The organism is Gordonia hankookensis (assembly GCF_014673215.1).
Lineage (GTDB): Bacteria > Actinomycetota > Actinomycetes > Mycobacteriales > Mycobacteriaceae > Gordonia > Gordonia hankookensis.
Genome location: NZ_JACWMS010000003.1, coordinates 461,018 through 484,944 on the forward strand (window position 1 = coordinate 461,018; position 23,927 = coordinate 484,944).

At 67.0% G+C, this 23,927-nt stretch carries 21 protein-coding genes; 10 read left to right on the plus strand and 11 right to left on the minus strand.

The window, feature by feature from the left end; genetic code table 11:
* Positions 1 to 4 precede the first annotated feature (4 nt).
* Positions 5 to 1,009, minus strand: coding sequence for an enoyl-CoA hydratase/isomerase family protein (locus IDF66_RS16605; protein ID WP_190267795.1), 1,005 nt, complete (start codon positions 1,007 to 1,009; stop codon positions 5 to 7).
* 232 nt (positions 1,010 to 1,241) lie between these two features.
* Here IDF66_RS16605 and IDF66_RS16610 point away from each other — a divergent pair, with 232 nt between their 5' ends.
* From IDF66_RS16610 to IDF66_RS16620, 3 genes are all read left to right on the plus strand, one after another.
* The gene (locus IDF66_RS16610) at positions 1,242 to 2,795 is read left to right on the plus strand and encodes an ABC-F family ATP-binding cassette domain-containing protein (RefSeq protein ID WP_190267796.1); all 1,554 of its coding nucleotides are present in this window, start codon (positions 1,242 to 1,244) and stop codon (positions 2,793 to 2,795) included.
* Between the two features lie 64 nt (positions 2,796 to 2,859).
* Positions 2,860 to 3,594: an alpha/beta fold hydrolase gene (locus IDF66_RS16615; RefSeq protein WP_190267797.1), complete on the plus strand. Its 735-nt coding sequence runs from the start codon at positions 2,860 to 2,862 to the stop codon at positions 3,592 to 3,594.
* A gap of 158 nt (positions 3,595 to 3,752) precedes the next feature.
* Positions 3,753 to 4,595: an SGNH/GDSL hydrolase family protein gene (locus tag IDF66_RS16620; RefSeq protein WP_190267798.1), complete on the plus strand. Its 843-nt coding sequence runs from the start codon at positions 3,753 to 3,755 to the stop codon at positions 4,593 to 4,595.
* A gap of 58 nt (positions 4,596 to 4,653) precedes the next feature.
* On the opposite strand, the gene IDF66_RS16625 is transcribed toward IDF66_RS16620, so the two are convergent.
* Positions 4,654 to 4,917: a hypothetical protein gene (locus IDF66_RS16625; protein ID WP_164306849.1), complete on the minus strand. Its 264-nt coding sequence runs from the start codon at positions 4,915 to 4,917 to the stop codon at positions 4,654 to 4,656.
* Positions 4,918 to 4,941: 24 nt separating this feature from the next.
* On the minus strand, positions 4,942 to 6,645 hold the full coding sequence (locus IDF66_RS16630) for a sodium:solute symporter family protein (RefSeq protein WP_164306848.1): 1,704 nt from the start codon (positions 6,643 to 6,645) through the stop codon (positions 4,942 to 4,944).
* Between the two features lie 122 nt (positions 6,646 to 6,767).
* Here IDF66_RS16630 and IDF66_RS16635 point away from each other — a divergent pair, with 122 nt between their 5' ends.
* Genes IDF66_RS16635 through galK form a run of 3 tightly spaced genes read left to right on the plus strand, consistent with a single transcriptional unit; the run spans position 6,768 to position 9,804 of the window.
* Positions 6,768 to 7,562 (plus strand): DeoR/GlpR family DNA-binding transcription regulator, encoded by a 795-nt coding sequence (locus IDF66_RS16635; RefSeq protein WP_190267799.1) that lies wholly within the window; start codon positions 6,768 to 6,770, stop codon positions 7,560 to 7,562.
* A complete protein-coding gene (gene galT, locus IDF66_RS16640) occupies positions 7,559 to 8,725 on the plus strand; it encodes a galactose-1-phosphate uridylyltransferase (RefSeq protein WP_190267800.1) in 1,167 nt (388 codons plus the stop codon). The genes IDF66_RS16635 and galT overlap by 4 nt, the downstream gene beginning before the upstream one ends.
* On the plus strand, positions 8,722 to 9,804 hold the full coding sequence (gene galK, locus IDF66_RS16645) for a galactokinase (RefSeq protein WP_190267801.1): 1,083 nt from the start codon (positions 8,722 to 8,724) through the stop codon (positions 9,802 to 9,804). The genes galT and galK overlap by 4 nt, the downstream gene beginning before the upstream one ends.
* Before the next feature lie 8 nt (positions 9,805 to 9,812).
* Here galK and IDF66_RS16650 read toward each other — a convergent pair whose 3' ends face one another.
* The 3 genes from IDF66_RS16650 to IDF66_RS16660 all read right to left on the minus strand — a co-directional run bounded on the left by IDF66_RS16650 (position 9,813) and on the right by IDF66_RS16660 (position 13,724).
* Positions 9,813 to 10,601, minus strand: a complete 789-nt coding sequence (locus IDF66_RS16650; RefSeq protein ID WP_190267802.1) for an aldose epimerase family protein — start codon at positions 10,599 to 10,601, stop codon at positions 9,813 to 9,815.
* Positions 10,601 to 12,448, minus strand: a complete 1,848-nt coding sequence (locus tag IDF66_RS16655; RefSeq protein WP_223309717.1) for an ABC-F family ATP-binding cassette domain-containing protein — start codon at positions 12,446 to 12,448, stop codon at positions 10,601 to 10,603. The genes IDF66_RS16650 and IDF66_RS16655 overlap by 1 nt, the downstream gene beginning before the upstream one ends.
* Before the next feature lie 97 nt (positions 12,449 to 12,545).
* Positions 12,546 to 13,724, minus strand: coding sequence for a lipase family protein (locus tag IDF66_RS16660; RefSeq protein WP_223309718.1), 1,179 nt, complete (start codon positions 13,722 to 13,724; stop codon positions 12,546 to 12,548).
* Positions 13,725 to 13,808: 84 nt separating this feature from the next.
* Between IDF66_RS16660 and IDF66_RS16665 the strand changes: the two genes are divergently transcribed.
* The gene (locus IDF66_RS16665; RefSeq protein WP_190267804.1) at positions 13,809 to 14,528 is read left to right on the plus strand and encodes a glycoside hydrolase family 25 protein; all 720 of its coding nucleotides are present in this window, start codon (positions 13,809 to 13,811) and stop codon (positions 14,526 to 14,528) included.
* Positions 14,529 to 14,561: 33 nt separating this feature from the next.
* On the opposite strand, the gene IDF66_RS16670 is transcribed toward IDF66_RS16665, so the two are convergent.
* The 5 genes from IDF66_RS16670 to IDF66_RS16690 all read right to left on the minus strand — a co-directional run bounded on the left by IDF66_RS16670 (position 14,562) and on the right by IDF66_RS16690 (position 19,543).
* Positions 14,562 to 15,497, minus strand: coding sequence for a 4-(cytidine 5'-diphospho)-2-C-methyl-D-erythritol kinase (locus IDF66_RS16670; RefSeq protein ID WP_190267805.1), 936 nt, complete (start codon positions 15,495 to 15,497; stop codon positions 14,562 to 14,564).
* A 133-nt stretch (positions 15,498 to 15,630) separates the two neighbouring features.
* Positions 15,631 to 16,521 (minus strand): 16S rRNA (adenine(1518)-N(6)/adenine(1519)-N(6))-dimethyltransferase RsmA, encoded by an 891-nt coding sequence (gene rsmA, locus IDF66_RS16675; RefSeq protein WP_190268049.1) that lies wholly within the window; start codon positions 16,519 to 16,521, stop codon positions 15,631 to 15,633.
* Positions 16,485 to 17,615: a resuscitation-promoting factor gene (locus IDF66_RS16680; protein ID WP_164306840.1), complete on the minus strand. Its 1,131-nt coding sequence runs from the start codon at positions 17,613 to 17,615 to the stop codon at positions 16,485 to 16,487. Before IDF66_RS16680 ends, rsmA begins: the two co-directional genes overlap by 37 nt.
* 123 nt (positions 17,616 to 17,738) lie before the next feature.
* Positions 17,739 to 18,674, minus strand: coding sequence for a TatD family hydrolase (locus IDF66_RS16685; RefSeq protein ID WP_164306839.1), 936 nt, complete (start codon positions 18,672 to 18,674; stop codon positions 17,739 to 17,741).
* Entirely contained in the window at positions 18,671 to 19,543 is an 873-nt protein-coding gene (locus tag IDF66_RS16690; RefSeq protein ID WP_190267806.1) for a PhzF family phenazine biosynthesis protein, read from the minus strand. Before IDF66_RS16690 ends, IDF66_RS16685 begins: the two co-directional genes overlap by 4 nt.
* Positions 19,544 to 19,678: 135 nt before the next feature.
* On the opposite strand from IDF66_RS16690, the gene IDF66_RS16695 reads away from it, so the two are divergent.
* The 3 genes from IDF66_RS16695 to IDF66_RS16705 all read left to right on the plus strand — a co-directional run bounded on the left by IDF66_RS16695 (position 19,679) and on the right by IDF66_RS16705 (position 23,807).
* Positions 19,679 to 20,389 carry an HAD family hydrolase gene (locus IDF66_RS16695; RefSeq protein ID WP_164306837.1) on the plus strand — a complete coding sequence of 237 codons (711 nt, stop codon included), beginning with the start codon at positions 19,679 to 19,681 and terminating at the stop codon, positions 20,387 to 20,389.
* Positions 20,386 to 22,737 (plus strand): glycoside hydrolase family 65 protein, encoded by a 2,352-nt coding sequence (locus tag IDF66_RS16700; protein ID WP_164306836.1) that lies wholly within the window; start codon positions 20,386 to 20,388, stop codon positions 22,735 to 22,737. The genes IDF66_RS16695 and IDF66_RS16700 overlap by 4 nt, the downstream gene beginning before the upstream one ends.
* A 152-nt stretch (positions 22,738 to 22,889) precedes the next feature.
* Complete coding sequence (locus IDF66_RS16705; RefSeq protein WP_190267807.1) at positions 22,890 to 23,807, plus strand: PDDEXK family nuclease; 918 nt, start codon at positions 22,890 to 22,892, stop codon at positions 23,805 to 23,807.
* The last annotated feature ends 120 nt before the right edge of the window (positions 23,808 to 23,927 follow it).

The window sequence follows — 23,927 nt, forward strand, 5'->3', positions numbered from 1 at the left end:
CCGGTCACACCATCCCGACGATGCGCGCCACCACATCCGGGTCGACATCGTCGACCGAACCCGGCGCGAACTCGGGCCGCCGGTCCTTGTCCACGAGGACCGCGCGCACACCCTCAGCGAAGTCGCCGGTCCGGGTGATCTGTTCGGCGGCATGGAGTTCCCGGTCGAAGCACTCGTCGAGAGTGGATCGTGCGCCTGCTTCGATCATCGCTGCGGTGACCCACAGACTGGTCGGGGAAGCCTGCTCGATCAGATCGACCATCTCGGTTGCCCATTCGTCGCCGACCGCACCCTTGAGACCTCCGATGATCGCCGAGACGTTCTCGTCGGCGAAGTACTCACCCACCTTGCGTAACGGGATCTCCGGCGCCGGACGATCATGATGGCCGGCGAGGACCTCGACGAGCGGCTCCCCGTCACGTACTCGGTCGGTGACCTCACCGAGGTCGGCGGACTCGACGAAATGGGTGGCCAGGCCGACCTCCACCGCGTCGGCGCCGCGGATCCGGGCACCGGTCATCCCCAGCCACATCCCGACCCCTTCTGGCAGGCGGGGCAAGAAGTACGTCGCGCCGATGTCGGGGAAGAACCCGATCGCGGTCTCCGGCATGGCGATCACGGCCTTCTCGCTCACCACCCGCACCTCACCGTGCACGCTGATCCCGAGGCCACCGCCCATGGCCGCCCCGTCGATGACCGCCACATACGGCTTCGCATAGTTCGCCACCAGCTGGTCGAGCCGGTACTCGGCGGCGAAGTACTGCGTGACCGCATCGTGCTCTCCCGCGACCGCATGTTCGCGGATCGCCCGGATGTCGCCGCCGGCACAGAAGGCGCGATCGCTTGCGGAGGTGACGAGCACCGTTTCGATGCCGTCGTCGTCCTCCCATTCGGTGAGCACGCGGTGCATGTCGTCGATCATGGTCTGATCCAGGGCGTTGAGGGCCCTTGGCCGGTCGAGGATGATCTCACCGACACCGTTGACGACCGAGGTCCGAATGAACGACATGGGGCCACGGTAGCTGCCTCGCCGGGCCGTCATCGTCGCGGGACGTCGGCGGGCGACGGAAATGCGGTTGGCAAACACAGCCCTCCGCGCTACCGTGGACGGCGACGTCGGCACGCCGACACCGTACGACCCGAGGAGTGATGTCGCAGTCATGAACATCTGAGGTAGGCCCGAAACCGCCGCCGTGCTCTGGCATCGGCAGGCCATCGCCCACCACCTCAGGAGTCTGCTCATGACTGCATCTTCAGTGTCCGGCACTCAGCCGAATCCCTCGATAGCCCTGTCCGACGTGGCATTCGCCTGGCCCGACGGCACCGTCGTCTTCGACCAGATCTCGTTGAGCGTCTCGGACGCAGTCTATTCACTGGTGGGCGCGAACGGTGCAGGAAAGAGCACCCTGCTGCGTCTCATCGCCGGGGAGCTGACCCCACAGCGCGGCAGCGTCTCGGTCCGTGGCGACGTCGGCATGGTCGGCCAGCATCCCTACGACGACCCCGACCTCTCGGTGGCCACCGTCCTGGGCATCGACGAGATCCGTTCCGCCCTGCGGCGGATCGAAGGCGGGTCGGTCGACGAGCAGGACTTCGGCACCGTCGGCGACGATTGGGATGTCGAGGACCGGGCGGTCGGCCAGTTGTCGGCGCTCGGACTGCCCACGGATCTCGACCGGAGGATCGGAGCGCTCTCCGGGGGCGAGGCCACCCTCCTCGCGATCGTCGCCCAGCTGATCCGCCGACCGGCGGTGCTACTCCTCGACGAGCCCACCAACAATCTCGACAGTGCCTCGCGCACAAGGCTGTTCGACGTGATCGGCCGATTCTCGGGAACGGTCGTGGTGGTCAGCCACGATCTCGAACTCCTCGAGCGCGTGGATGCCACACTCGAGCTGTACCGGGGTGGCATCAGACTCTTCGGTGGCCCCTACTCGCTGTACCGGAACACCCTCGACGCCGAGCAGGAGTCTGCCGAGGCGGCGGTCGCGACCGCCGCCAACGACGTACGCAAGCAGCGTCGCGAGATGGTGGAGGCGCAGATCAAGCTCGATCGACGGGCGCGCACCGCGGCGACCGCCGAACGAGAGAAGCGGGTGCCGAAGATCATCGCCCACCTGCGTCGCGATGCGGCCCAGGTATCGGCGGGCAAGCTGCGCAATGCGCATCGCGACGATGTGTCCGCGGCGACCAGCCGGCTCGACGCGGCGCGTGAGGAGATCCGGGACGACCGCACGGCACGAATCACCATGCCACCGGTCGAGATCTCCTCACGCGCACAGGTGATCGACGACGAGCGATTGCGGATCGACGGACCCGAGCGCATCGCATTGACCGGACGCAACGGATCCGGGAAGACCACCTTGATCTCCGACCTCATTGCGACCGGCCATGTGGTGGTGCCGTATGCCTATGTGCCGCAGCGGATCGTGTTCGACGACGACCGGAGATCCATCGCGCAGGCGGTCGCCGACGCCCACCCCGACATCCCGATCCAGGACGTGCGCGCACACCTCGCACGGTTCCTGTTCCGGGGCGCCCGCGCCGACCGGGCGCTGCGCGAACTCTCGGGCGGAGAACGACTCCGGGTCGCGCTGGCCACGGCGTTGATCGCGGACCCGACCCCCAAGCTCCTCATCCTCGACGAGCCGACCAACAATCTCGACATCGACACCACCGAGGAACTGGTCGACGCGATCCGGGAGTGGTCGGGTGCGCTGCTGGTGGTCTCACACGACGCCGGCTTCCTCGACGCCGTCGCGATAGACCGCACGGTCGAGGTGCCCACGACCTGATCAGGAGGGCATGACGGCTGTGTGACCGCGACAGGGCGAGCGGTGGCGGGCATACTGGCTCCCGATGAGCCCATCGCGTGAGGTGTCGCCCGTTCCCGTCGTCCTCGTCCACGGCCTCCGGGTCAGTGGTGCCGCACTCCACCGGATTGCCGCGGAGATCACCGACCGGCCGGTCCTCACCCCTGATCTGCCCGGTCACGGCACCCGGTCCGCCGAGACCTTCACGATCGACGATGCCGTCACGGCAGTACTGGGCGCGGTGCGCGACGTCGGGGAACCGGCGGTGGTGGCCGGAATGTCACTGGGCGGGTACGTCTCGATGGCCGTCGCAGGCAGACACCCGGACGCGGTCGCCGGCCTGGTCGCGATGTGCGCGACGACGCAGCCGAGTCGGCTTCTCGCCGCACCGTTCCGGGCGTTCGGCGCGGCGACCGGATTTCTCCCACGCCAGGCCGCCGTGATCAGCAAGGGACTCACCCGGGTCGCGGTCGGCACGCGGGTCGCCGAGGACATGGAGGCGGGTGGCCTCGCTCTGCATTCGATCCGGGACGTGGTCGGCGAGTTGTCGAACTTCGATGCGCTCGCCGAGGTCGCCCGGTACCCCGGTCCGATCGAGTTCATCAATGGCGGTTGGGACCAGTTCCGCATCCACGAGCAACGATTCAGAGCTGTCTCGGACCGCGCTGAGCTGCGGATCATCCCCCGTGCCGCCCATCTGTTCCCGCTGATCCAGCCGGCGCGGACAGCTTCGCTCATCGACGATTTCGCCAGACGATGTGATCACGTCCGGATCGCCTGAGAACGCCGAGGTTTGCTCTTGCCGCACCCGATCTGTGTGACCTCGCATACAATCCCTGATGACCTGCGGTGGTGGGCATCGAAGAGAGCAAATTGTCGTTGTGAGGTGTGCTGGTGAGTCGGCGTGTATTTCGTGGTGGTCCTGCAATCCTGATCTCCATGGCGGCGACTGTCGCCGCTCTGGCCGGCGTGGTGGCGGCACCACCTGCTCAGGCCGCACCGGATACGACACCTGTCCGGTACACCAACGGGACCTACGTGGCGATGGGTGATTCCCGGGCGTCGGGCGGCTTCTTCACCCCGACGCCCGACTACTTCCTCGGATGCAAACGCTCTGCGGCCAATTACCCGGCGATCGTCGCGCTGCTGGCGCTGCCCCGACACTTCGTCGACACGTCATGCGCGGGTGCCCAGGCGCCGAACCTCTACACCGCCGGGCAACGGACGAACGCCGGCTACAAGCCACCGCAGGTGCGGATGGTCCCACGGGATGCCCAGGTGGTGAGCGTGAGCATCGGCGGCAACGACATGCGCTGGGGCGCGCTCGTCGGCAAGTGCACCACCGCACCGCTCACCGACCGCTTCTGCCGCACCCGGCTCAACGGTGAGGCCCGCTGGCGTATCGCCCGGATGGAGAATCGCGTGACGCCCGCACTGCGTGCGATCCGCAGGCAGGCCCCCCGCGCACAGATCATCGTCGTCGGTATCGGCGGGTTCATGGGAAACCACGGCTGTTGGCCGATGGTGCCCATCAGTGACCCCGACGTCCGGTGGATGAATCAGGTCTTCAATCGTGCGGGTGATGCGCTACGCCGCGCCGCCACCAAGGTCGACGGCACCTTCGTGGACGCCAATCGGCTGTCAGCCGGCCACGATCCCTGCAATGTGATCAGCCCATGGTACGAAAGCGCGTTGTCCAACCGGATCGCGTACCCGTACCACATCAACCAGGCAGGCGCGATCGCCGTCGCGGCGATGGTGAACGGGGCGATCCGCCGCTGACCGCCGATGTCGGACCCGGTGAACCGGGCCCGACATCGGAACTGTCAGTTGTGCCGCGTCACGATCGCGGTCGCCACGCCGCCCATCCGATGAAGATGAGGGCGACGACGAGCAGGATCGCACCCACCCACAGGTTGGCGCCGCTGCCCACCGACATGTCGATCGGATCGGTCGAGCGCTGTGTCGAACCCGCGCCGGCCTCCGCACTCGATGGCACGAGTCCGGCGATCAGCAGGATGACACCGTAGATACCCATCAGGGCACCGACGATGTTGCGGATGTCGAACAGCCGCGCGAAGGTTCGGGTCTTCTTGTCGCTCATGGTGAACGCTCCTGGTCTGTTCGGTCAGTGGAAGACGATGTTGAGGATGATGACGAGGCCGATCACCACGGCGCCGAGCGGCACCGGCCGCGCGATCCATGGTGTCGAGCTGTCGTCGCCCGTCAGCGTCGACTTGTCGGTCAACGAGTACACGAAGCCCTTCAGTTCGGACTCGGGCTTCGGACGTGTCACCAACGAGACCACCACCGAGACGAGGATGTCGACGATGAAGGCCATCGATGCGGCCACGAACGGCATCCCCTGCCCCGGGAGGTCGATCACGCCCGTCTCCTGCAGGATGAACACCACGACCGCGGCCGAAGTGCCGCTGACGAGGCCCACCCAACCCGCCGTCGGGGTCATCCGTTTCCAGAACATGCCGAGGATGAAGGTGGCGAACAGCGGCGCATTGAAGAACCCGAAGAGCGTCTGGAGGTAGTCCATCAGGTTGGAGTAGCCCGACGCGATGGTTGCCGTTCCGATCGCCAGCAACACCGCGGCGACCGTCGCGATCCGTCCGACCGTGATGTAGTAGTGGTCCTCGCGGTTCTTCACCACGTACTGCTGCCAGATGTCGTAGCTGAAGACCGTGTTGAAGGCGGACACGTTGGCCGCCATACCCGCCATGAACGACGCGATGAGGCCCGCGACCGCGACGCCGAGCAATCCGTTGGGCAAGATGTCGCGCATCATGAGCAACATGGCGTCGTTGTAGGTGATCCCGTTGCCCGATCCGGTGTTCTTGAGGTGGATCATGTCGCCGATCGCCGCGGCGCAGATCATGCCGGGGACGACGACCACGAACGGGATGAACATCTTCGGGATGGCACCGATGATCGGAGCGCGCCGCGCGGCCGACATCGAGTCGGACGCCATGGCCCGCTGGACCTCGACGAAGTTGGTCGTCCAGTAGCCGAACGACAACACGAATCCCAGGCCGAAGACGATGCCGACGACCGACCAGACCGGCGAGGAGAACCCACTCAGTGCCTGTCCCGGCCACGACGACAACTGCTCGTGGACCGTGGCGGTCACCGTTCCGTCCGACGCGTGGGTGTCGATCACCTTGTCCTTGAGGCCGCTCCAGCCGCCGACCTTGATCAGACCGATGACGGTGAGCGGGACCAGCGCGGCGAGGATCACGAAGAACTGCAGGACCTCGTTGTAGATGGCCGCCGACAACCCGCCCAGCGCGGTGTAGGTGAGCACCACAGCAGCCGCGACAATGAGCGAGATCCATTGCGGCCAGCCGAGAACCGCGTTGATGACGGTCGCCAGCAGGAACAGGTTGACGCCGGCGATGAGCACCTGGGCGACGGCGAAGCTGAGCGCGTTGACCAGGTGCGCGCCGGTACCGAACCGGCGGCGCATGAACTCGGGGACGCTGCGGACCTTGGAGCCGTAGTAGAACGGCATCATCACGAGGCCGAGGAAGACCATCGCCGGCACAGCGCCGATCCAGTAGTAGTGCATGGTCGCCAGGCCGATCTGGGCGCCGTTGGCGGACATACCCATGATCTCGACCGCGCCGAGGTTCGCCGAGACGAACGCGATACCGGTCACCCAGGCGGGCAGCCGTCGGCCGGACAGGAAGAAGTCCATGCTGGTGGCGATCTGGCTGCGGGCGAGATAACCGATCCCCAGAACGAAAACGAAGTAGATGGCGATCAGGACGTAGTCCATCCACCCGGTGTTCAACCGGAGAATGGAGTCGGATGCCAGGTGCACGGCAACCCCCTTGTTGCGCTCGGCATGTCGATGACTGTCAGAAACTAACAGAAGATAACACCACACCGGTGCGGAATTGTGACTAGATGTTCGTTTTAGTGCGTTCCTGCTAATATCTCGCCATGCTTGCAGCGGAGCGCCGGGGACACGTGTTGGCCGCCGTGGTCTCCCGAGGAGCGGTGCGGGTCACCGACCTCGCCGCTGAGATGGGCGTTTCCGAGATGACCATCCGACGCGATCTCGACCACCTCGAGAGCGACGGGGAACTGAGCAAGGTCCACGGTGGCGCTGTCCGGACCGACGGCGACCTCACCGGACGAGGACTCGAACCGCCATCGTCGCTCAAGGCGACTCGCGAACCGGATGCCAAGCGCGCCATCGCGCTGGCCGCACTGCCACTGATCGAGGACGGCATGACCGTCGCGATCGGCGCCGGTACCACCACGCTGGAACTGGCCCGATTGCTCCGCGGCCGCGACATCTCCGTGGTGACGAACTCGGTCTCGATCTTCGAGTTGCTGACCGACCCATCGGACTCCTATCTCGACGCCGCGAGGGTCCAGCTCACCGGTGGACAGCGCACACCGTCGGATGCCCTCGTCGGGCCGATCGCCAATGCCGCACTGGAGCACTACCGGACCGACCGGGCCTTTGTCGGAACCCACGGCATCGACCCATCCGCGGGTGTCACCACCCCCAATCTCGGTGAGGCCGAGACCAATCGCAAGCTCCTGACCACCGCGCGATCGACGGTCGTGCTCGCTGACCACACCAAGTACGGCGAGATCGGCGCGCACCTGTTCGCCGAGTTCGGACGCATCAACCGACTGGTGACCGACGACGGCCTGCCCGCCGCGGCACGCAGCGAACTCGCCGACATCGTCGTGCTGACCATCGCCGAAGGAATACCTCGATGACCCCTGATGACGTGACCCCAGAATCTGTGACCGGCAATCGTGCGAACGAGGACGGAGTCGGGCGCCTGCTGCCGACGCCGCAGCAGACGAGCCTCGCCGACGACCGGCAGATCCTGTTCTTCTCGACCGCCGAGAACCCGCCGGTGCCCGGCATCGACCATCGCGATCTCCCTGCGCGCCCGGACGATTCGGCCACCCGCGTCCGACGCGACCCGCAGATCGGCGACTGGGTGATGATCGCTCCCGCACGGCAGGAGCGGACCTACAAGCCGCCGCGACGGATGTGCCCGCTCTGCCCGGACCCCTCCGGACGTTCCAGTGAGGTGCCCGCCGACGACTACGACGTGGTGGTGTTCGAGAATCGTTTCCCCTCGTTGGCGGCGGCACATGCCGGCAGCGGTTTCCGGCTCCCGGATCGGCCCGGCGATCTGATGGTCGAGGCGCCCGGTCACGGCCGGTGTGAGGTGGTGTGCTTCAGCAGCGACCACGAGGGTTCGTTTTCCGGGCTCACGCCCGAGCGTGCCCGGCTGGTAGTGGACGTCTGGTCCCAGCGGACCGACGATCTGCTCGCGCGCGACGGCGTCGAAGAGGTCTTCTGCTTCGAGAACCGGGGCGAGGAGATCGGGGTGACCCTCACACATCCGCACGGTCAGATCTATGCGTATCCGTTCCGCACACACCGGACCGAGACCATGCTGCGCGCCGCGTCGACACATCGCGCCCAGACCGGTTCTGACCTGTTCGAATCGATCCTCGCCGGCGAATTGAGCAGCGGGGAGCGGATTCTCGTCCAGACCGCCCACACCGCGGCGTTCGTGCCGTTCGCGGCCCGCTGGCCCGCCGAGGTCCACATCTATCCTCTGCGACACGTCCGCCGACTCTCCGAGCTCACCGACGACGAGGCCGACGATCTGGCGCGGGTGTACCTCATGGTGCTGCGCGCCTACGACGCGCTCTACGGTCGGCCGCTGCCCTATATCGCGTCGTGGCACCAATACCGGGCGGATTCGGCGGAAGGCTATCTCCACGCCGAGTTGTTCTCCGTGCGCCGCAGCGCCGACAAGCTCAAGTACCTGGCCGGTTCCGAATCGGGGCGCGATGCATTCGTCACCGACAAGACGCCCGAGGACGTCGCCGCCGACCTACGTGAGGTAATGGCGTGAGCAACAGGCGAATACGGAGCTATGCCCCAGGCCGGGTGAACCTGATCGGCGAACACACCGACTACAACCTCGGATTCGCGTTGCCGATCGCCCTGGACCTGGGCACCACAGCTGATTTCGCACCCGATACCGGCGACGGGACGATCGTCGCGGAATCCGGGGACGAGTCCGGTGTCGCCACCATCGGTCCGACGACCGCACCGGGCGACGTCACCGGTTGGGGCGCATACATCGCCGGCTGCGTCTGGGCCCTCCGGACCGCCGGTCACGACGTGGCGGGCGGCCGTCTCCATGTCGAATCCACGGTTCCGGTCGGCGCCGGGCTGTCGTCGTCTGCCGCGCTCGAATGCGCAGCGCTGCTGGCGATCACCGCGGACCTGGATCTTTCCCGACACGAACTGGCGCGGCTCGCACAACACGCGGAGAACGACTACGTGGGAGCCCCGACCGGCCTGCTCGACCAGTTGTCGAGCTTGTTCGGGCAACAGGACACCGCCCTGCTCATCGATTTCCGGTCACTCGAGGTGGAGCCGGTCCCGATGCCGGTCGAGGATTCCGCACAACTGCTGGTGATCGACTCCCATGCACCCCACCGACACGCCGCCGGCGAGTATGCGGCCAGGCGTGCATCGTGCGAGGCCGCGGCTGCCGAACTCGGCGTCGCCTCGTTGCGTGAGGCACGCGACGACGCCTGGAAGGATCTGCCAGAAGGGCTGAACCGGGCTCGTGCACGCCACATCCTGACCGAGAACGCGCGTGTCCTCGCGGCCGCGTCCGCCTTGCGGCTCGCGGACTTCGCCGCGGTCGGCGAACTCATGAACGCCTCACACGACTCGATGCGCGACGACTTCGAGATCACGACTCCGCACATCGACCTCATCGCGGTCACCGCGCAGCAGTTCGGCGCCCACGGTGCGCGGATGACCGGCGGTGGGTTCGGCGGATCCGTGATCGCACTGGCCCCCGCCGCTGCGGCGGAACGAATTTGCGCCGACCTGCCTGCGGCGATCGCCGCCGCCGGACATCCGACCCCGACGGTTCGTCGGGTGCGGCCTGGCCGTGGCGCACACCTGATCTGACCCGGCCCTCACCACGTCCAGCGCGTGGTGACCACCAGATCGTGTCCCGGTGCCACCAACCGGGGCGTCGTGTTCAGGCCGTCGGGCGGTCCGGATTGCGGTTCCACACAGATCGCGAACGGCCGATGGTCGAAGATCACCACCCATTCCGCGTCGCTACGTATCCGCAGTCGCAGCAGGTCGGGCCAATCCAGGGTGACGTCGACACCCGAGGGCATACCGAAACAGTCGTCCCACGGTGGCGGCTGCGGCGTCAGCCGTGTGCCGGTCGGAAGGTAGTCGGGACCGCGCTCTTCCTGCCAGGCCGGCGCGAAATCCACTGCAAGAGGGCCGGACTCGCCGGACACAGGGTGGCGACGGAACCACGGGTGCCAACCCGCTTGCGCGGGAAAGGGCGTATCTGCCGACGAGACCCCCAACCGCATCGTCAATGCCCCGGGCGTGAGGGTGAAATCCTGGGTGACCGTGCCCTCGAACGGCCACTGTGGGTCCAGACTCCGGCTCAACGTCGCATGATCCGTGCCGGACGTCTCCGTCTCCCAGCGGTGGTCGCGCGCAATCCCGTGGAGCGCGTGGGGCGGATCGTTGCGATCGAATCGATAACGCACGCCGCCGAAGTCGAGGACGCCGTCCCGCATGCGTCCACACCACGGGACCATCGGGAAGCATCCATACGGTTCGCCCTGCTGGAGGAGCTCGACGTCGGCGATGCGCAGGGAGGTGAGTCGGCCGCCCTGTGGACTCACCCGCGCTTGGGCACCGGATGTCCGTAACACGAGGTCTCCGTCGGCTTCCATCACTCGACCTTTTCGGCGACCTCGAGCCACTCCGCCTCCGCCGCCTCCTTGGCCTCCACGACGTCTTTCAGTTCCGCGTTGAGTTCCATCAGCTTCTCGGGGTCAGTTGCCGCATCGAGTAATCGGTCGTGCAGGCGACTCTCTCGCGTGTCCAGCTGCTGTATCTGGCGTTCCAGCCGGTTCATCGCCTTGCGCGCATCCCGATGTTCACTGGCGCTGATCGCGGGGGCAGGTGCGGTCGAGGCGGTCGACGCACCCGAGACGTTCGACATCGCCGCGCGCCGCGGTGCGGCGGAGGCGATCTCACGTCGTCGCTGCAGATATTGCTCTATGCCGCCGGGCAGGTTGGTCAGCTTCCCATCGCCGAACAGAGCCCATGTGCTGTCGCAGATCCGTTCGATCAGATACCGGTCGTGACTGATCACCACCAGTGTGCCCGCCCAGCCGTCGAGGAGATCCTCGAGTTGCTGCAGGGTGTCGATGTCGAGATCGTTGGTCGGCTCATCGAGCAACAACACGTTGGGCTCGGCCATCAACACCCGGGTCATCTGCAGCCGTCGTCGTTCGCCACCCGACAGGTCACCCACCGGCGTGCGCTGGCGCGCGGGGGTGAAACCAAGGCGCTCGGCCAGCTGACTCGCCGATATCTCCTTGTCCCCCAGCACTATCCGTGTCGCCACCGCCTCTACCGCGTCGAGTACGCGCTGATCCTCATCGAGATCGTCGAGTTCCTGCCGCAGCCAGCCGATCGAGACCGTCGTGCCCTCTTTGCGGCGCCCCGGGGCGATGTCGATCTCACCGGCCAGGGCACGCAGCAGGGTCGTCTTCCCGGATCCGTTGACACCGACGAGGCCGATGCGCTCGCCGGGCGTCAACCGCCAGGTCAGGTCGTCGAGCAGCACGTCGCCTGCCGGCGTCGTCACCCGAGCGTCTTCGAGTTCGACGACCACCCGCCCGAGACGGCGTTTGGCGAAGGCCGAGAGCGTGACGGTGTCACGCGGCGGCGGGACATCCGCGATGAGGCGTTCGGCCGCCTCGATGCGATAGCGCGGTTTGGAGGTTCGCGCCGGCGGGCCGCGCCGGAGCCACGCGAGTTCCTTGCGGGCCAGGTTGCGGCGACGCTCCTCCATCGTGTCCGCCAGCCGGGTGCGCTCGGCGCGGGCGAAGATCCAGTCGTTGTAGCCACCGTCGTACTCGTCGACGCGGCCGGAGTGGACCTCCCAGGTGCGAGTCGCAACCGTGTCCAGGAACCACCGGTCGTGGGTGACGACGATCAGGGCGCTCCGTCGGGCGACCAGGTGGTCGGCCAGCCACTGCACGCCCTCGACGTCGAGGTGGTTGGTCGGCTCGTCGAGGATCAGCAGATCCGACTCGGACACCAGAGCCGTTGCGAGCCCGACACGTCGTCGCTGCCCACCGGAGAGTTCGTCGACCCGGGCGTCGAGCAGACCATCGATACCGATGCCGTTGAGGATGCCACGGATTCGCGGGTCACCTGCCCACTCGTGAACCGCCACTTCCGGCCCACCGACGACGACTTCGGCGACGGTCGCACCCGCAGGCAGTTCGCCGCGCTGGGTCACCGTCGACACCCGGACGTCGCCGGCCCGGGACACCCGACCGCCGTCGGGCTCGGTGATGCCACCCAAGATCTCGAGAAGTGTCGTCTTACCGCCGCCGTTGAGGCCGACGACACCGATCCGCTGACCTTCGTGAACCCCGAGGGACACGGACTCGAGCAAGGGTTTGATGCCGAAACTCTTGCTGATACGGTCCGCGTTGATCAGCGCAGACGGGTTCGAAGGTGCCACTCTGTAGACCCTAGCAACGGGGTCTCGGCAACCCATCGTCGCGGCCCCTCGCAGCCACCTCGAGGGCGCACGATCGACGGGGATTTCGTGCTCATCGGCGCAGCCGTGCCCGATCGGCGGTGGAAGAGTCGCCCTACGACCGGCCGAAGTATCCGTTGATCGCCCGGAACGCATCCGGGATGCCTGCCGTCACCACCTGCATGTGGTTGACACCGGGATACGGAATGAGTGGCACATCCGTTCCGGCCGAACGCATCTGCGATGTCAGAGCGAGACTGAGCGGAAACGGGACGGTGGTGTCGGACACGCCGTGCTCGATCCGCACAGGAGTGCGATACCCGCCGGGTGGCACCGCCAGATAGTCGGCGAGCGCAGCGATGAACTTCGGGTCGGTGAACGGCTTGGCCACCAGGGTGCCCGGCGGCACACCGACGAGAGCCGTGCCGAGTTCACCCACACACATGTGCTGCGCCCGGCCGAGCCACGTCCGTCCCGCCTGGGTCAGATATCCCGTGACGTGCAGATCGGGTCGTGCATGGTCGAGTCCGGACAGGATGTAGAGGATCAGTCCACTGAAGGCGTTGAACCTTCCGAGGTCGCCGACCCCCGGCGCCATCAGCGGCACGACGCGTTCGATGTTCGACGCAGGCGCAAAGGCAACGGTGCCGAGCAACGGCAGGTCCGGCGCGTACCGCGGTGCCAGCCGTGCCGCCCAGATCGCCGAGTGCCCACCCTGCGAATGGCCGCTCGACACCCATCTCCGCGACACCGACGGGTCCACGGTCCTGGATGCGCGGATCATGTCGATCACCGAGTACCCCTCGGCGCGGCCCCCGAGATACTCCGCGACGCCCCCGCTCCCCACACCGGGATAGTCGGTGGCGGTCACCGCATAGCCCGACCGCAGAGCTTTGCTGATCGTCGGCTCGAGCTTGTCGCGACGCGCCCCTGACGACACGCTGGGCGAGCAGTTGTCGGAGATGCCGCTGGTGCCGTGCGCCCAGGAGAAGACGGGCCAACCCCCGGCAGGCGGGCGCCCATCGGGTAGATAGAGGGCGCCCGTGCTGGTGACCTGCTTCCCGTGCTGATCGCGCGTGACGTACAACAGACGATGTCCGCGTGCCGCACCGCTCGGCAACTGCCCCGACGACAGCGCGGAATCCTGCAGGACGGAACCGATCCGCGCACCCGGAGCCGGCGCGGCCGACGCAGTTCCGACGATCATCGTCGCGACGATCGAGACCACCATGACCACCGCCACCAGCGTCCCACCGGCTCTCGTGTGTGCGCGCACGACTGGGACATTACCCATCCGATCACGATCGAAGTACCCAATCGGACTGCGAGGTCAGCCCATCTCCCCTAGCGTGAAGCCGTGATCCTCCGACGATCGATCATGACCACAATCATCGCCGGCGCCGTCGGACTCGCCGGCGCGATGGGTTCGGCCCCGGTGGCCGTCGGGGCTCCGCAGGTCGGCCCGGACGTCTCCAGCCATCAGCATCCGGGTGGCGCATCCATCAACTGGTCCGCGGTGCGCGCCTCCGGTCAGCAGCTGGCGATGGTGAAGGCCACCGAATCCACCTGGTACGTCAATCCGCACTTCGTCCAGGACAGCCTGGCGATGCGGGCCGCCGGGCTCGTCCGTGGGACGTATCACTATGCCGACCCGACCCGTTCAGCGGCTCAGCAGGCGGCGTTCTACGCAACGATCGTGCTCGGCCAGAACGGTATCCTCGACCTCCCGCCGGTACTCGATCTCGAACATTCCGGGGGTCTCGGTCCTCGTGCGCTCGCCGCCTGGGTCAGGGAGTTCTTCGCGGTACTCGAACCCTTGACCGGCCGAAAGACGATCCTCTACACGTATCCGCGCTTCTGGAACACCGCCATGGGCGCCACCCGCGAGTTCGGCGACCACCCGCTCTGGATCGCGTCGTACAACGGACGCGGCGCACCCGAGATGCCGCGGGGCGGCTGGCGGACATGGAGGTTCTGGCAGTTCACCGACTCCGGCTGGCTGCCGGGTGTGCCCACCCGGGTCGACCTCAACCGGTACAACGGCTCCATCGCGTCATTGCGCGCGTACGGCAACGCGATCAACGTCTTCGGGAGCTGAGCCGACCGGTCGACGAGCGACCTGCCGGGCCGACTACTCGGTGACGACTCGTGCCCCGGGCACCGGACCGTTGGCGGTCCGCACCGCCCGTGCGACCCCGGCACCCGACAGTTCGGCGGCGACGTCGACCGCCGAGGCCTCATCGGCGCAGAGGAACACGCACGTCGGTCCGGACCCCGAGACGATTCCGTTGAGTGCGCCGGCATCGACGCCCGCTCGCAGGGTACGACGCAGGGCCGGTTGCAGACTCAGCGCCGCGGGCTGAAGATCGTTGCGCAGCAACGGCGCGACCACGCTCGGATCGCCGGACGTCAACGCCGCCATCAACGCATCCGGACGCTCGACGACGATGTCGGAATCAGACCGGCTCTCCCGCAACCGATCCAGCTCCCGATAGACGGCCGGCGTCGACAACCCCGACTTCGACATCGCCAGCACCCAATGGAACTGACCGCGCGCCAGGATCGGCATCAATTGCTCGCCGCGACCGGTACCGAGCGCCGTGCCGCCGTGCAGGGCGAACGGTACGTCGCTGCCCAACCCGGCCGCGATCTCCGACAATTCCGGACGCTCGAGTTCGAGACCCCAGAGCTTGTCGGCGCCGACCAGTGCGCCCGCCGCGTCGGCGCTGCCGCCTGCCATCCCGCCTGCGACCGGGATCCGCTTTGTCACGTCGATGGCGACCTTCGGGGTTCGCCCGGCCCGGCGCGCCACCTCCGTGACCGCCAACGCGGCGAGGTTGGTGCCGTCGGCCGGTACGTCGGTGGCGCCTTCGCCGGTGGTGGCGACACGGAGTTCGGTGGCCGGGCTCAGCCGCACGTCGTCGTAGAGCGACAGTGCCTGGAAGACGGTGACGAGATCGTGGTAGCCATCATCGCGCAGGGGGCCGACGCCGAGGTACAGATTCACCTTGGCCGGTACACGCACGGTGACCGCGTCGGACACCACCGACAACGAGGCTCGAGACACAGGTAACCAGCCTAATGGACGCGCGGGCCGTCGGGTGGACGCGACTCGTCATGCTCTGGGGCGGGACTCCGTTTGCCGTCGGCGAGATCGGGGTTGCCGTCGGCATGATCGGGGGTCTGGCCGGGTCGCCAGGTCAGTCGATCGACGCCAATCGGACGAAGTCGTCCACGTCGAGCCGTTCGCCACGCAGACCGGGGTCGATCCCGGCCGCACGCAACCTCCGCTCGGCCTCGGGTGCGCTGCCCGCCCAGCTCGCCAGCGCCGATCGCAAGGTCTTGCGGCGCTGCGCGAAGGCGGCGTCGATGACCGCGAACACCTTCGTGCGGATCGCCGCATCGTCGGCGTGGGTGTCGGTGCGCTCGACGCGCACCAGACCCGACTCGACCTTCGGTTCGGGCCAGAACACGTTGCGCCCGACCGCGCCGGCGCGGGCCACCGTGCCGTAGTAGCGCGCCTTGACGCTCGGCACCCCATACACCCGACTGCCCGGGCCGGCCGCGAGACGATCCGCCACCTCGGCCTGAACCATCACCAAAGCCGTTGCGATACTTGGAAATTCAGCGAGGAGGTGGAGCAGCACGGGCACTGCGACGTTGTAGGGCAGATTCGCGACGAGCGCCGTCGGGGCGACCGGCAGGTCGTCGCGCGTCACCGACATCGCGTCGGCGGTGATCACCTGGAAGGATCCCGCCTGCGCGGGCGCGTACTCCTCGATGGTGGAGGGAAGCCGACCGGCCAGCGTCGGGTCGATCTCGACCGCGATCACACCGCCTGCGGTCCCCAGCAGTGCCAGGGTCAGCGAGCCCAGGCCGGGACCGACCTCCAGGACGACATCGTCGGCGCCGACGCCCGATTCCGCGACGATCCGGCGCACCGTGTTCGCGTCGTGGACGAAGTTCTGGCCCAGGGTCTTGGTGGGCCGGATGTCGAGTTCGGCGGCGAGCTGACGGATCTGCGCAGGCCCGAGCAGTCGCGGCGCGTCGTCGGTCAGTTCAGGCCCAGCTTCGAGGAGCAGGACGGCCAGGCGCCCCACCCCTGCGCGGCCTGGGTCTTGGACGCGACGGCGATCTGCTCTTCACGCGTCGCGAGATCGGCGCGAGGGGCGTACTCGAGGCCGCCCCATCGCTCCCAGGTGTTCTGGTCGAACTGCACGCCACCGTAGAAGCCGTTGCCACTGTTGATCGCCCAGTTGCCGGTGGCCTCGCACTGCGCGAGCTGATCCCACACGGAGCCGTCCGGCACGTCGGGCGCACCTTCCTTGGTCCCTATCTTGACGGTGGCCGCGAGGGGCGCGGTGAGGACCTCGGCGTCGACCTTGTCGCGCCTGACCACCTTGCCGTTGACCATGGTGAGCTTGTAGGTCACCTTCTGCTCACCGGGTTTGCCCTGCTTGAGGACCACCTTCTTGTCCCGGACCAGCGTCGGGTCCTCCTTCTTGACCTCCGGCGGCGCGACATGCTCGGTCACGGTGGAATCCATGGTGCGGATACGGGTGACCTTGATCTTCATGTCCGGGGTGACCGGGGTGTCGGCGGCCGGGACGACCTTGTCGTCGCCTGCGAGCGGCTTGCCGGTCTCGGCGAGCAGGTCGCCGACGGTCTTCGCAGCGACAACGGGCTTGTAGCTGACCGAGCCGTCGGTGAGGCTGACCCGCTTGGGCATGGTGACGTCGATGACACCGCCGTCGACCGGCAGGGCGCCCGCCCGCGGGAAATTGGTGTCGTTGGAACCGGCGGCCAACCCCTGATCGGCGAGCAACTGCGGAACGCTGGACGCCGTCGTCTGGATCTCCTTGCGGGCACCGTCGACATCGAGGGTGACAGTCTTCTTCCGATTGAAGGTGATGGTCTGCCCATCGCTGACCCCGGAGCCGAGGGCCGGGACCACGTGGTCGCCCGATGCCGGGTCGAAGCCCTGCGAACGCAGCACCGAGTCCACCGACATCGACATCGTCGAGACGTTCTTGATCTGCCCGTCGACATTGATCTTCACGTCTTTGTGCATGGCGATCCCCATGACACCACCGGCGGTGAGGGTTGCCAGCACTGCGCCGACGGCGACCCGGGCACGGGTGGACTGTGAATGGTTGATGCGCGCGAGAACAGACAAGATAGACATCCTGGTCGGGGACAAAAACGTCCTCACTGCACCAGCGACTCAAACCCCCGGACCCCCTGGCCCACCCGTTCGAAATCGCCGCCCATGGCAGCGGGATCACAATACGATAACGAACAGGTGCTATTACTGCAAAGGCAGTCCATACACTCGGCGCGCGTTCGCACCGAGTATCCCGGCCATCGCCGCGTCGTCGACGCCGCGCACGCGCGCCAGGGCACGCGCTGTATACGGCAGGCAATACGACTGATTTGGCTGGCCACGGTAGGGATGCGGCGTCAGAAAGGGTGCATCCGTCTCGACGAGGATCTGATCGTCGGGCACGATCTCGGCCGCGGCGCGCAATTCCTCGGCATTCGCAAAACTCACCGTGCCCGCGAAGCTGAGCATGAAGCCACGGTCGACACATTCTCGTGCAACATTTAGGTCACCGGAGAAGCAGTGCATGATCACGGACTCGGGAGCGCCCTCGGAGGCCAGGATGTCCAGCAAGTCGCGGTCGGCCTCACGGTTGTGGATCATCAACGGCTTGCCGATCCGCTTGGCCAGATCGATATGCCATCCGAACGCCTCTGCCTGTTCCGCCGGAGTCGCGCACGATTCGGACTTGCCGGGCCAGTAGTAGTCCAGGCCGGTCTCCCCCACCGCGACGACCCTCGGGTCGGCGACCATCTGTTCGAGCTCGGCCTTCGCATCGTCGTCGAGCTCTGCGGCATGCGTCGGATGCAGCGCCACCGCGGCGTACGCCCGGTGATCCCACTGCGCCGCATCCATCGCCCACCGGGCATCGACCATGTCATCGGCCACGGTCACCACCTGCTGCACACCGACGCTCTCGGCGTGGTCGAGGATCGCACGGACGGCATCGGGGTCGCGTCCGCCGCAGGCTGCCAGATGGGTGTGGGCGTCGACGAGGCCCGGCAACGGCGCCGGGTCGGGCGGCGGCTCACGCCTGCGGCGCTTGCGCGCCGCCTTGTTGCTCTCGGTCTCGGCCGATTCCCGGCCTGCCGGATTGCCGTCGGAAACCGTCCCGGTGTCGCCGGTTGCTGGCGTCTGACTCACAGCACCACTGTGCCAGCGATGACCGTGGTGGTCGCACCCCCCACCCAGATGTCGGCGCCGTCGTCGGTGATGTGCACACGTCCGGAGCGGCCGAGTGCCGTCCCCTGCGCGGCGACATAGGACGCGGCGGCGAGACCGTCACGCCGGAGCCAGACCGCGATCCCCGCATTGAGGCTGCCGGTCACCGGGTCCTCGGCGATCCCGAAGCCCGGCGCGAAGCCACGGACCTCGAAGTCCACCTCGGGTTCGCCGGGAAGGCCGTGGGCGTGGGGCCCGACCAGGCCGACTTCGTGCGTCCCGAGCGCGGCCATGTCCGGCTCCACCTCGACGACCCGCTGCCCGGAGGTCAGCATCAGCGCCATCCAGTCGGGACCATTGGCGACCCACTGCGCGTCGACCACATCGGATGGCTCGAGCCCGAGAGCCGCGGTCACCTCGGCGAGAACGTCGGCGTCCACCGGTCCGGACCGACGCAGTGGCGGCGCCGCGAAGGCCAGGCGGGTGCGCTCCGCACCGGCATCGTCGGGACCGATCTGCTCCCGACGGATCGGGACCAGGCCGACACCGCACTCCTGGATGATCCGGTCGCCCGCCGGGCTCCCACCCGATTCCAGCCAGGCGTGTGCCGAGCCCAGGGTCGGATGTCCGGCGAACGGCAGCTCGCCGGTCGGGGTGAAGATCCGGAGCCGGTAGTCGGCATCGGAACTCTCCGGCGGCAACAGGAAGGTGGTCTCCGACAAATTGGTCCACCGCGCGAAGGCGGCCATCTGCTCGTCGGTCAGGCCATCGGAGTCCACGACGACGGCGACCGGGTTACCTGCGACGGGGATCGACGAGAACACATCCACTTGGGCGAATCGACGGGTCATGCATTCATCTTGGCGGTGAGAGCCGCAGGGGCCAACCGGGTTTTGGCCGGGCCCGACCGTGCACACGTCGACAACCGACACACGAACCTCTCGCATGGCGCGCCAGCCACCGCTCGGACAGGTAGCGTTCCAACCGTGTTGGGATTGCCAGATGCCATGACGGTCGCGCTGTTCGACCTCGACGGAGTGTTGACGTCGACTGCCGTCCTGCACCGCAACGCGTGGAAACAGGCGTTCGACGCGTTTCTGTCCGAACGGGATCCCGAGGGTTTCGACGAGTTCACCGAGCAGGATTATCTCGACTACGTCGATGGTCGCCGCCGTGAGGACGGTGTGCGGGCCTTCCTCCACTCACGGCAGATCGACGACGTCCCCGCCGAGACCCTCGCCGCCATCGGTGAGGGCAAGAACGACCTCTTCACCGCGACGCTCGAGCGCGACGGTGTCGATCCCTACCCCGGCTCGGTGCGCTATCTGAAAGCGGCGCAGCAGGCCGGGTTACGCATTGCCGTCGTCACGTCGTCGAAGAATGGAGCAGCCGTGCTGGATGCCGCAGACCTCAGCGAATACGTGGAGGTGCGGGTCGACGGACTCGAAACCGCGTCACGGGGCTTGCCCGGCAAGCCGGCGCCCGATTCGTTCCTCCTGGGCGCCGAGCTCATGGGCGTCACGCCTGCCGGGGCCGTGGTCTTCGAGGATGCGATCTCGGGAGTGGAGGCGGCGGTGGCCGGGAAGTTCGGCTACGTGGTCGCCATCGACCGGGTCGGCGGCGGACAGGCCGACGCGATGCGCGCGGCGGGCGCCGACGTCGTCGTCAACGATCTCGACGAATTGCTCCCCGCATGAACCCGGGCGCGATGGAACACGGTTTCGACGTCCACCCGTGGCAGCTGCGCTGGCGGGGCATCGACGTCGACGTCCTCGGCCGCACCGAGACGCTGTTCGCGTTGTCGAACGGGCACATCGGTCTGCGCGGGACGTTCGAGGAGGGCGAACCCGTCGATCACCCCGGCACCTATCTGAACGGCTTCTACGAGCTACGTGGTCTGCCCTACGCCGAAAGTGGCTACGGCTATCCGGAATCCGGCCAGACCGTGGTCAATGTGACCGACGGCAAGATCATCCGTCTGCTCGTCGAGGACGAGCCGATGGATCTGCGCTACGGCCGCACCGAGGAACATGAGCGCATCCTCGATTTCCGCACCGGCACCCTCCGGCGGAACACCCTGTGGACCTCCCCGACGGGTCGCACCGTGCGTATCCGGTCTGAGCGGCTGGTGTCGTTCACCAAACGCACGATCGCCGCCATTCATTACGAGGTGGAACCGATCGGCGAGGACATGAAGCTCGTGCTGCAGTCGGATCTGCTCGCCAACGAACCCGTCCCTGCGCCGGGCAACGATCCGCGTCTGGCGGCCGCACTCGACCAACCACTCGTCTCCGATCTCTCTGCCTGCCGCAACTACTGGGGCATGCTCGTCCATCACACCAAGCGGTCGGGCCTGCACGTGGCCGCCGGAATGGACCACGAGATCGATTTTCCCGACAAGGCCGACGCTTTCATCCGTGCCGACTCCGACCTCGCGCGGCTGACCGTCGCCGCGAACGTGCCGCAGGGCACCAAGCTGTCGCTGACCAAGTTCATGGGCTACGGCTGGTCCGCTCGTCGGTCGGTCCCTGCCCTACGTGCTCAGGTGGACGCCGCACTCGCGATGGCGATGGAAACCGGTTGGGACGCACTGAAAGCCGACCAGATCAATTATCTCGAGGACTTCTGGCGCGACGCCGATGTGGAGCTCGACGGCGATCCCGAACTGCAGCAGGCAGTGCGGTTCGCACTGTTCCATGTGTTGCAGGCAGGTGCGCGCGGACAGTCCCGCGCGATCCCCGCCAAGGGCCTCACCGGCCCCGGGTATGACGGCCACACCTTCTGGGACACCGAGAGTTTCATCCTGCCGATGCTCACCTACACGGTGCCGGCCGCAGCCGGTGAAGAACTCCGATGGCGCCACGCCACGATGGACAAGGCCAAGAGCCGGGCCGCCGAGCTCGGGCAACGCGGTGCGATGTTCCCCTGGCGCTCCATCAATGGCGACGAGTGTTCGGGATACTGGCCTGCCGGCACCGCAGGCGTGCACGTCAGCGCCGACATCGCCAACGCCACCGCCCGGTACCTACGCGCCACCAATGACGAACAGTTCGAGGCCGAGTGCGGTGTCGAACTGCTGGTGGAGACCGCCCGGCTGTTCGCGGGCCTCGGCCACCATGACGTCAACGGGAAGTTCCGGATCGACGGCGTGACCGGCCCGGATGAGTACACCGCAGTGGTGAACAACAACGTGTTCACCAATCTTGCTGCGCAGCAGAATCTTCGGGACGCGGTGGCCGCCGTTCACCGGCGTCCCGACGTGGCACGGGAACTCGGGGTGACCGTCGCCGAGGCCGCCCACTGGGAATCCTGTGCCGACGACATGTCGATCCCGTTCGACAAAGATCTCGGGGTGCACCAGCAATGCGAATCCTTCACGCTCCTCGGTGCGTGGGACTTCGAGTCGTCGGTGGGTAAATACCCACTGCTGCTGAACTATCCGTACTACGACCTGTATCGCAAGCAGGTGGTGAAACAAGCCGACCTCGTGTTCGCCATGTACAACTTCGGATCGTCGTTCACCCCGGAGCAGAAGATCCGCAACTTCGACTACTACTACCCGCTGACGGTTCGCGACTCGTCGCTGTCGGCCTGCTGTGAAGCGGTGGTCGCCGCCGAGGTCGGCTACCTCGATCTGTCCTACGACCTGATGTGCGAGTCGGTGTTCACCGACCTGCACGATCTGCACAGCAACGTCTCCAGCGGGCTGCACATCGCCGCGCTGGCCGGGGCCTGGACGGACTGCGTCGCCGGGTTCGGTGGAATGCGCGATTTCGGCGGCAAGATCACGTTTGCACCACGGTTGCCCAACCGGCTCACCTACCTCTCGTTCCGGATGACCGTGCGTGAGTCGAAGATCGTGGTGGCCATCGACCGCGAGACCGCGACCTATCGCCTGCTGTCGGGTCCGCCGATCGATCTCGCTCACCACGGGGAGAAGTTCACCCTGGACTCGGCCCCGGTCAGCAAACCGATCCTGGAACTCGACAAGCGTGAGGCGCCCAAGGCGCCACCGGGGTGCGAGCCGTACCGTCGCGTGGAGTGACCGGCGCCCGGCTGGTCCCGCCGACATGACGCATCCACCCCATGTGTGGGTTCGCACCTTCGCCTACGCGAAGGTGCGAACCCACAGATGAGGTGGTCTCCAGGGCGTCCGATGTGGCGGAGCCAGATCCGGCTCCCCAACGTCCAATACCCATGGACGACTTCAGCAGGTTCCACCACGCCGTCAACAGGCAAGAACTCATCGTCGCCGGGTACACCGACGCCGACCTGCGTGCAGCGACCCGGACCGGCCAACTCGAGACCCTCGCGCCCGGGGTCCTCGTCCCCGCGGGAACTCTCGACGGCACGGCAGAACACCGTCACCGGGAACTCGCGCGGGCCTGGATCCGCCGAGCTCCGGTGACCGGACGTGCACTGGGTGGGGTCTCGGCAGTCGCCGCGTGGGGACTGCCCGTCTGGGGTCTCGACACGGATCGGGTCGTTGTCGTGGATCACCGACGCACGCCGGGAACACGCACGACGTCGGTCATGAAGTTGGTCACCGACCGACGCCCACCGGCAATCGAGACCGTCGACGGCGTTCCGGTGATCACGGCGGCCCGAGCCGTGGTCGACGTTGCGCGAACGGCACCCCGTATCGCTGCCATCGCGGTCGGCGACGCGGCCCTGCATGCCGGTCTCTGCACCGCTGACGATCTTGCCGACGAACTCGATCTGATCGACCGGATGAGCGGTGCCTCACGCGCCCGCCGTGTCGTGCCGGAAATGAACGGGCTCGCAGAATCGGTGTTGGAGTCCCGCAGTCGGATCGAGTTGGTCGACGGCGGATTGCCGGTGCCTGCACTGCAGGTGAACCTGTACGACAGCCGGGGCCGGTGGGTGGCACGGGTCGACTTCTATTGGGAAGCGCTGCGAACCGTCGGTGAATGCGACGGCAAGAGCAAATACGAGGGACCAGACGGGCAGTCATTGATGCTCTACGAGAAGACGCGGACCGACGCGCTCGTGGAACTCGGTCATCGCGTCGTCCACTGGGGTTGGCACGACGTCGACCACCCGGCGTCGCTGATCGCGCGCCTCGACCGCACCTTTCGGCGACCAGCTGCGTAGGACCACCTCATCTGTGGGTTGTCACCTTCGCCAACGCGAAGGTGACAACCCACAGATGAGGTGACCAGCAGCCGGGGCGGACAGCGGAGTGCGAGCCAACCCACGTATTCTGGCGGCACC